Genomic DNA, 7,305 nt, shown 5'->3' with positions numbered 1-7,305 from the left:
GCCGGCCACCGCCCGATCGAGGTCTACCGCACCCCGACCCTGCATCCCCAACTTTCAGAGCAAGATCAGTGAGCCACAAACTTGACGCGGGACAGATCCCAATACCCTGGCGAACAGCTTCGACGCGGCTGGGTTCGCCAAAGATCTTGCTGCTGCCAAGGTGCAGTACGTCATCTTCACCGCCTGGCACGCCCACATGGTGACCCTGTGGCCGAGTCAGACGATGCTGGATTGGGGCCTGCCTCACCACAGGATCAACCGCGACCTGCTCGGCGACATGATCACCGCGGTCAAGGCTAAAGGTATCCACGTCTACTTCTACACCCACCCAGCCGAAGGTCCTGGAGATGCGGAGGGCCAGGCGAGAACAGGCCAGGGGGCAGGCCCAGGGTTCAGTTCCAACGCGAGTGGCTGGGTCTCACGCAGAGATTTCGACCGGCCGAAGTGGAACCGATTCATCAATGACCTGTACCGAGAGCTGATGCAGCGCTACGGCAACCGGATCGACGGCCTGTACATGGATGAAGGCAGCCCCGAAGCCGATAGCGACAAGATGATCGACTATCCCCGGCTCCGTGCCACGATCAAGTCTGTCAATCCGCGCGCCGTCCTGATCCAGAATAGCCACGGCAACCTGTACGGACTGGACACAGGCAGTAAGGAGTACGGGGGCGGGGGCGAGTTCGCGCAGTCCAACGGGAACGTGTGGCCTGGCTATCAGCAGTCCGTGGCGGTAACCATCCGGCCAGGCCTCGGAACTTCCTGGTACGCGTCACAGACCGGTGGCTGGGTGAAGTACTCCCCGCAGAGCATGTTTCGGTACACCGTCCTGCAGGCGGCGACCAATGGCGAGGGCGCCGGCGTGACCTGGGCGGCAGGCCCTTACGCCGGCGGCGGCTGGGAACCAGGGGTGATGCCGACACTCACGCAGGTCGGCACCTGGATCGACCAGATCAAACCGTCGGTTCTCGGCACCAGGCCCAGCACTTCGTATCCGACCGTATCCGGCACCACGATCAACGACCTGACCTGGGGCGTGGCCACCAAATCCCCTGACGACCGCACCGAATACCTCCACGTGTTCAAACCACCAGCCGGGCAGACCCTCACCCTCCCAGCCCCTCAGGACGGCAAGCTCTTCGGAGCAGCTTCGCTGGTCAAGGACGGCACCCCGGTAACACTCAGGCAGGACGCCAGCGGTGTCCGGCTCACCATCCCCGGGTCCTGGGACCCCAACGACACGGCCATCAAACTGACCGTCACCCGTCAGGATCCGTCAGCGGAGAAGTCCGCCTCCATCGACGACGCCAGCAAAGCCATCGGATACAACGGGTACTGGCAGTACGCACCGTCGCAGAAATGGCACGGCACCTGGCAGTACACGCGCGGAGACTGGGAGTACTGGGACTACCGCGAAGCGGGCGACTACGAGGACAACCTGCACACCACCAGAAATGTCGGCAGTGGCTTCACGTTCGCGTTCACGGGCACCGGAATTGACTACATCGCGCCCAAAACACCCGGCGCCGGCACGGCCACGGTCTACCTCGACGGTGTATCCCAGGGCACCGTCAACGCCCACGTACCCAGCGGCTACCAGCGCCGGCAGGTCCTGTTCCGCAAGAAGGGCCTGCCCCATGGGCGGCACACCTTGAAGGTCGTCATGGCAGGCGGTTCGGAACTGAACGTGGACGCACTCAGGGTGTACTACACCGGCACCTACACCCCACCATCGCGCGCAGCCGCCCCGACCGCCCAGACCGTCAACAACACCGACTCCGTGATCACCTACAACGGCGCCTGGGTGACCTCGACCAGCCGGCCCGGGGACAGCTTCGAGTACACCTTCAACGGCACCGGCATCCACTACATCGCCCCCACCCAGCCCACCGGCGGCACCCTCGACATCTACATCGACGGCGTCCTGCGCGGACAGGCCAACACCCACAGCAACACCTACACGCCGCGACAGACTGTCTTCTCCCTCAGCGACTTGCCCATGGGACAGCACCGGCTCAAAGTCGTCGCGGCCAACGGCTCGTACTTCTCCCTGGGCGCTCTCAAGATCGACAACCCCGCAACCGGACCCACCGGCTACGCCTGGTGTGCCCCCGAAGACTCCGACAACGGCGGCTGCCCGTTCACCGGCCCTGCGACGGTCGCCTACGGAGCCAACGGCCAGTTCACCATGAAGACTGCCATCGACGGCACTGACTGCAACAACGCCACCTTTGGCGACCCCATCCCCGGCGTGGCCAAAGCCTGCTACCTCAAGCTCCAGGACATGAAGCTCAACGACACCGACGACCGCATCGTCTACCAGGGCTCATGGGGCTACGCGGCAGGCCGCAGCGTTGGCGACTACAACAACGACGTACACGCCACCAGGGCCGACGGAGACTCCTTCACCTACAAGTTCACCGGCACCGGAGTGGACTACATCGCCCCCAAAAGCCCCGCCTTCGGCGACGTCGACATCACCCTCAGCGACGCCTCCGGCCACGTCGTCAAGCAGCAGACCGTCAGCGCCGTCGGCCCGGGCTATCAACCGCAGCAGGTCCTCTACAGTGCCACCGGCCTGCCCTACGGCGACTACACCCTCAAGGCCGTCAAACGAAACGGTACCTGGTTCCAACTCGACGCCCTGCAAACCCACCGATGAATCAATCCCCCGGCCGGTCCCCCTGACCACGGGGGACCTGCTCCTCCGTTCTCACTCTGCGTAATTACTGGACCGGCCGCGTTCGACCGTGTGGTTACCGGACGGGCCGGCGGTAAGAAGATCGTGCTCACCCAAGCCTGCCCCAACCGCCACCGCCCGATCCTGATGCTGGGCCACTGTGTCCGCCAGGCGCCTGACCAGCACGTACGGCCGTCGGCAGGCCCTCAGCAGTCCCAGGTACTCCTCCACGGGGCCAGCTGACGAGAGAGTGGCGGAGCGGGTCAGGTACAGGCCGACGGTGTCGATCTGGTAGCGGTCCTCAGCATCGAGCAGCAGGTAGCCGACCAGCTGCCACGCCTCGGCCTGGCGGATCGTGCGCGTGTGCCGGGTGCCGTACCGGCTCGCCGTTGGGGCGGCTGCGTAGGCAGCGCTTCGACATGCGACCGGCCCCTCGACATGGCATCGAGGGGCCGGGGCGCTGGTAGTAGCGGGGACAGGATTTGAACCTGCGACCTCTGGGTTATGAGCCCAGCGAGCTACCGAGCTGCTCCACTCCGCGTCGGTCCGCCCACCCTACACGCGGACACGGCCAGAGGGCGAAATTCAAACCCTCCACCCCCCGGCGTGCGACGGCGGCCGGGCGGGGGTAAGTGATGATTGACACGGCTCAGCAGGCGATACTGGCCTCATGGCCGTCATGTCTCCCCGCTCGCCTGTCCCCGACGCCGCCAAGGTTCTACGGGACCGGTACACCCACCGATTGCCGACCTGTCTGGAAGAGACTTGACCGGCCCCGCCCGCGGCACTGTCGACCTGCCGTTGCACGTCGTCTGGTCCGGGCGTCGCTCCTACGACCTGACCGGCCTCAAGTCCCGGATCAGCCTGTACCGCACCGTCCTGGCGGAAGGACAGCGCCAGGACCTGGAGGCCTTTCTCAACCGGGACCTCCTGATCAGCCAGTGGCCAATCCTGCGCACCCTGATCAGCGGCTTCGTCCGCGACGCGTGGGAGGACGCCTTCCCCGAGCTGGCTCATGCGAAGGCCCCGTGAACCTGTCCCAGCTGCACCGTCGCCTGCTCGCCGACGTTCTCACCATCGGCACCCCGTACCCGCTGGTCATCACCGGCGGGTACGCCGTGCAGGCCCACGGTCTGGTCGACCGACTCTCCCAGGACCTGGACGTCGCCACCGAGAACCCCGCCCCGATGCACCAGATCATCCGTACCGTCCGGGCAGGCCTCACCGAACGCGGCTGGACCGTCCGCGAGATCGAGACCGACCCGCTCTCCGGTCGCCTCATCGTCACCGACCCCGCAGCACCGTCAGGAGTCCCATATTGCGCCGAATGCCGGGATGTTTCGGCTTTCGAGTCCGTGGACTACCTGCCAGGTCAGTTTTTGGTTAGAGATAATGATGACTGCTTCTGCGTCGAATGATTCGTAAGCGGCATAGGCCATCGAGAGGAGATCAGGGCGACCGTCTCTGTCGGTGTCCCATACTCTTGCTGCTGGTTGCATGGTGAATATTTCGTCCACGAGCTCGTCTCCGTAAGTTTCTCTGGGGTTTCGGGTTACCCACACGAGATGCGACTGGACGTAATTGGCAAGAAGATGTGCAAGTATGGGGGCTATGCCGCTCCCCGTGGCGACGAATACCACCCGACGGAACATTTTCGCAATATGACCGACGCCACATGTGGGGATTCCTTTCACCCATACATGTGTAGGCGTTTCATCGATGAATGAAGCTGTCCAGTCTCCAGCTCTCGAGATGACCATCCGATAGCCGGTATAGCCGGGCGTCGGAATGCTGGCAAATGCATGCCATCCCATCACTGGGTTGCGGCTTATCGGCAGCCCCGATCCGCAGAAAGGCGTCACTCCGTAGTCGAAGCGGATAAGTGCTGCATGGGGGGACGGCCTTGTTGTTTTAATGGCCACCTTGCGAAGTCGCAGCCACGGTAACAGGCTGCTCGCGGTAGTGAGGGCAAGAAACCAGAAAGCAGGGTGGCCCAACAGGGAGAGGAATACGCTGTGCCGATCTGGCACACGGAATTCAGGAATCAATGCCTGGAGCCAAAAAAGTACAGTCACCCCCCAGCCCCCGAAGCGATGGAACCCTTCGAAAATATCGTGAAATCTTCTACGGAATCCGGGTGAGGCTGTGACAATTATCAAGAACAGGAGAATAGCTAGCAAGTAAGTTGTCGTTAATGGCGGAGTGTCGGTCTTGCCGTGGCCCGCCCGATCGGTAAGACGTGCGGCCAGGAGAAAGTGCCAGAACGTTCCGGAGACCGCCGCCCCCGCATGCAGACCTCCGATTTGGTACACCTTGGCCAGCGCCCATCGAACCTTCATGGGCCATTTACGGGGAGCACGTGTAGCCAGCTGAAATGCAAGGTTCACTACGTGCTGCTGGCGAATCAAGGTAGCGATCATGAAGTTGACCGTCGCGGCCTGTGAAATTGCTGCAGGCGACGTCCAGGACGTATCCCAAAACATAACTGCGATCGCTGCATTTGCGACAATCGCAAGTACAGCCAGGCGATTATAGGGTCTGAGTCTTGGATGTTTCAAAAATCGTCGCCAATGTTGTGCAATTGGCTGCGGAAGTGCGACTCGTGATTCAGTGATAGCGGGGGCCACGCCACCCACGCCTGCTGGGAATAATGCTTCGACGGCGCGGGGGGTAACGACGTAAGGGTCTGCCAGTGCGGTTGACGTCTGACGCGTCTCGTTGCAATGTGTCGTCATGTCATCTTCCTGTGCGAGAAATTTCTGGGTACCGAGGGAGTGACGCATAGTTAGCGCTGCGGGTCCGTGGGCGAGTCGTTCAGCGACGGGGCACGGCACCCCTGCGGACGTTGGACGGGGGAACACTTGCGGCGGATCTCGTTTCCGCCTCGGCCGGTGCGAGGCCGTATATCCCGTAGGACCCGCGAGCGGCTCATTTCGCACGGGGGATTCCCGGATTTCTCCTGTGGCGTTGCCCACCTTCATGCAGGGCTTGATCAATTTCCGTGGCTGTCGGGATCGTTGGTGATGCCCCCGCGGAACGGGCAAGACCGACGCCCGGGACGGTAATGGCCGTCCTGGTCGACGGCGCGCCAGAGGTAGTGCCGCTCGCCGTTGATCTTCACGAAGACCTCGTCCAGGTGCCACTTGTCCCCGGCCTGCAGCCGGTCGCGGCGCAGCCACCGCCGCGCCCTGCCGGGCAGAGGCCTCTGCAAGCCGGCCGGGCTGCCCGGTCAGATCCTGCTGGCGGTTGAGGCGGCCGGTGTCGGCCCGTGGGACAAACTGCTCAACGGCGCCGGCTGGGACGTGGGGGCTGCACCCCCCGGCGGCGCTGGGAGTGGAGGACGCAGGCAAAGCGCTGGCCGTCGGCGCGGGTGTCACCGGGTTTGCCGTAGGTGACCGGGTACTCGCACACGAGGCCCGGCTGCCCGGGGGAAGCGGCTTTTGGGCCGAACGCGTTCTGATCAACGCGGCTCACACGGCAGCCTGCCCACCCGGACTGGACGCCGTGCACGCGGCGGCGCTCCCGGTCAACGAACTCACCGCGGTGCAGGCCCTGGAGAGCTGGACCTCAGCCGAGGACAGCGGCTCCTAATCACCAACGGAGGCGGGGCCACCAGAGCCCTGGCCATCCAGCTCCCCGCGGCCAAGGGCATCAAGGTGACCGCGACCGCCTCTGCCGCCACCACACAGCGCCTGCTCGGTCTGGGAGCGATGGAGGTCGTCGACTACCACGACCCGAACTGGCCGACCAAGGTACGCGGCGGGTTCGACGCCGCCCTCACCATCGCCACCGGCACGGCGCACGCCGCCCTGCCCTTGGTCCGGGACGGCGGCCGCCTATGCTCCCTGACCTCGGACGCACCTGCGGAGGAACGAGGCCTCACGAGCTGGGACCTCTACCTCGAGCCCAACGCCGCGCAGCTTGTCCAGCTGGCGGAGCAGGCCGCCGCGGGAACCTTGAAACTCGCACCGGAACCCCTGCCGCTGAGCGAGGGACCAGCCGCGTTCGCCAGGGTGGTCACCGGACGGGCCAGCGGTAAGAAACTCGTGCTCACCCGTGCATGACCCGACCGGGCACCACTCGATCCCGAAGCTGGGCCCCGGTGTCCGCCAGGCGCCTGACCAGCACGTACGGCGGCGGCCCGCGCACGACCAGGGTGTTCGGGGGCGCCGCCGTACGAACAGGCGAGGTCAGAAGGCGTGCGGGTCGATTCCGTGTGCGCGCGCGAGTGCGAACACGGATCCGGACGAGATGGACCGCCTCGATGTACGCAAACGAGACCGCCTTGGCGGCATCCTCCACGAGTACCAGCACGCCGCATGACCTGCACGGACGAGGTTTCCGGCAAGGGCACCCCTAACGTGGGGTTTGAAGTCGTAATCCTGCGATCGGTGTGCAAGCACGGGTTCTCTGGGGCTTAATGTGCTGGTTATGGTCTCTTTACCGCGTTTCGCTGCAATGTATGAGGCTGGGGATACGTGGCTGGCTGGCTGCTGCGCATATCCAGGCCTTGTTCGTGCCGCTTGGGATAGTGAGCCTTTTCCAACCTCAGTTTGAGCAGGTCAGGTGCAGGGTGAGGACGGCTTGGACGAGGTTGGTGATGCGGGTTGTGGAGCATCGCAGCT

4 protein-coding genes, 1 tRNA gene and 3 pseudogenes are annotated in these 7,305 nt (G+C 64.2%); 5 read left to right on the top strand and 3 right to left on the bottom strand.

Going from position 1 to position 7,305, the window contains the following annotated elements:
- Window positions 1–106 precede the first annotated feature (106 nt).
- Window positions 107–2,662, top strand: coding sequence for an alpha-L-fucosidase (locus ACZ7HQ_RS44315; protein ID WP_471003022.1), 2,556 nt, complete (start codon window positions 107–109; stop codon window positions 2,660–2,662).
- A gap of 485 nt (window positions 2,663–3,147) precedes the next feature.
- Here ACZ7HQ_RS44315 and ACZ7HQ_RS44310 read toward each other — a convergent pair.
- Window positions 3,148–3,221, bottom strand: a tRNA-Met gene (locus ACZ7HQ_RS44310).
- A 129-nt stretch (window positions 3,222–3,350) separates the two neighbouring features.
- On the opposite strand from ACZ7HQ_RS44310, the pseudogene ACZ7HQ_RS44305 reads away from it, so the two are divergent.
- A pseudogene (locus tag ACZ7HQ_RS44305) lies at window positions 3,351–3,712 on the top strand (hypothetical protein).
- Window positions 3,709–3,978 (top strand): annotated as a pseudogene (locus ACZ7HQ_RS44300) (nucleotidyl transferase AbiEii/AbiGii toxin family protein); the annotation flags it as partial. The pseudogenes ACZ7HQ_RS44305 and ACZ7HQ_RS44300, both read left to right, overlap by 4 nt.
- A 6-nt stretch (window positions 3,979–3,984) precedes the next feature.
- Here ACZ7HQ_RS44300 and ACZ7HQ_RS44295 read toward each other — a convergent pair.
- Both ACZ7HQ_RS44295 and ACZ7HQ_RS44290 read right to left on the bottom strand, forming a co-directional pair.
- Entirely contained in the window at window positions 3,985–5,415 is a 1,431-nt protein-coding gene (locus ACZ7HQ_RS44295; protein ID WP_471003019.1) for a ferredoxin reductase domain-containing protein, read from the bottom strand.
- A 332-nt stretch (window positions 5,416–5,747) separates the two neighbouring features.
- Window positions 5,748–5,831: pseudogene (locus ACZ7HQ_RS44290) on the bottom strand (DDE-type integrase/transposase/recombinase); the annotation flags it as partial.
- Window positions 5,832–5,938: 107 nt separating this feature from the next.
- Here ACZ7HQ_RS44290 and ACZ7HQ_RS44285 point away from each other — a divergent pair.
- Window positions 5,939–6,271: an alcohol dehydrogenase catalytic domain-containing protein gene (locus ACZ7HQ_RS44285; RefSeq protein WP_471003016.1), complete on the top strand. Its 333-nt coding sequence runs from the start codon at window positions 5,939–5,941 to the stop codon at window positions 6,269–6,271.
- A gap of 65 nt (window positions 6,272–6,336) precedes the next feature.
- Entirely contained in the window at window positions 6,337–6,744 is a 408-nt protein-coding gene (locus ACZ7HQ_RS44280; protein ID WP_471003013.1) for a zinc-binding dehydrogenase, read from the top strand.
- The last annotated feature ends 561 nt before the right edge of the window (window positions 6,745–7,305 follow it).

It is taken from the genome of Streptomyces sp. NPDC037290 (assembly GCF_055603245.1).
Note: the sequence above shows the minus strand (reverse complement) of the source record. Positions and strands in the feature narration are given on the sequence as shown.

Bases quoted from the DNA above. Each gene is read 5' to 3' on its own strand.
- ACZ7HQ_RS44295 (WP_471003019.1), bottom strand. From the start codon at position 5,415: ATGACGACACATTGCAACGAGACGCGTCAGACGTCAACCGCACTGGCA.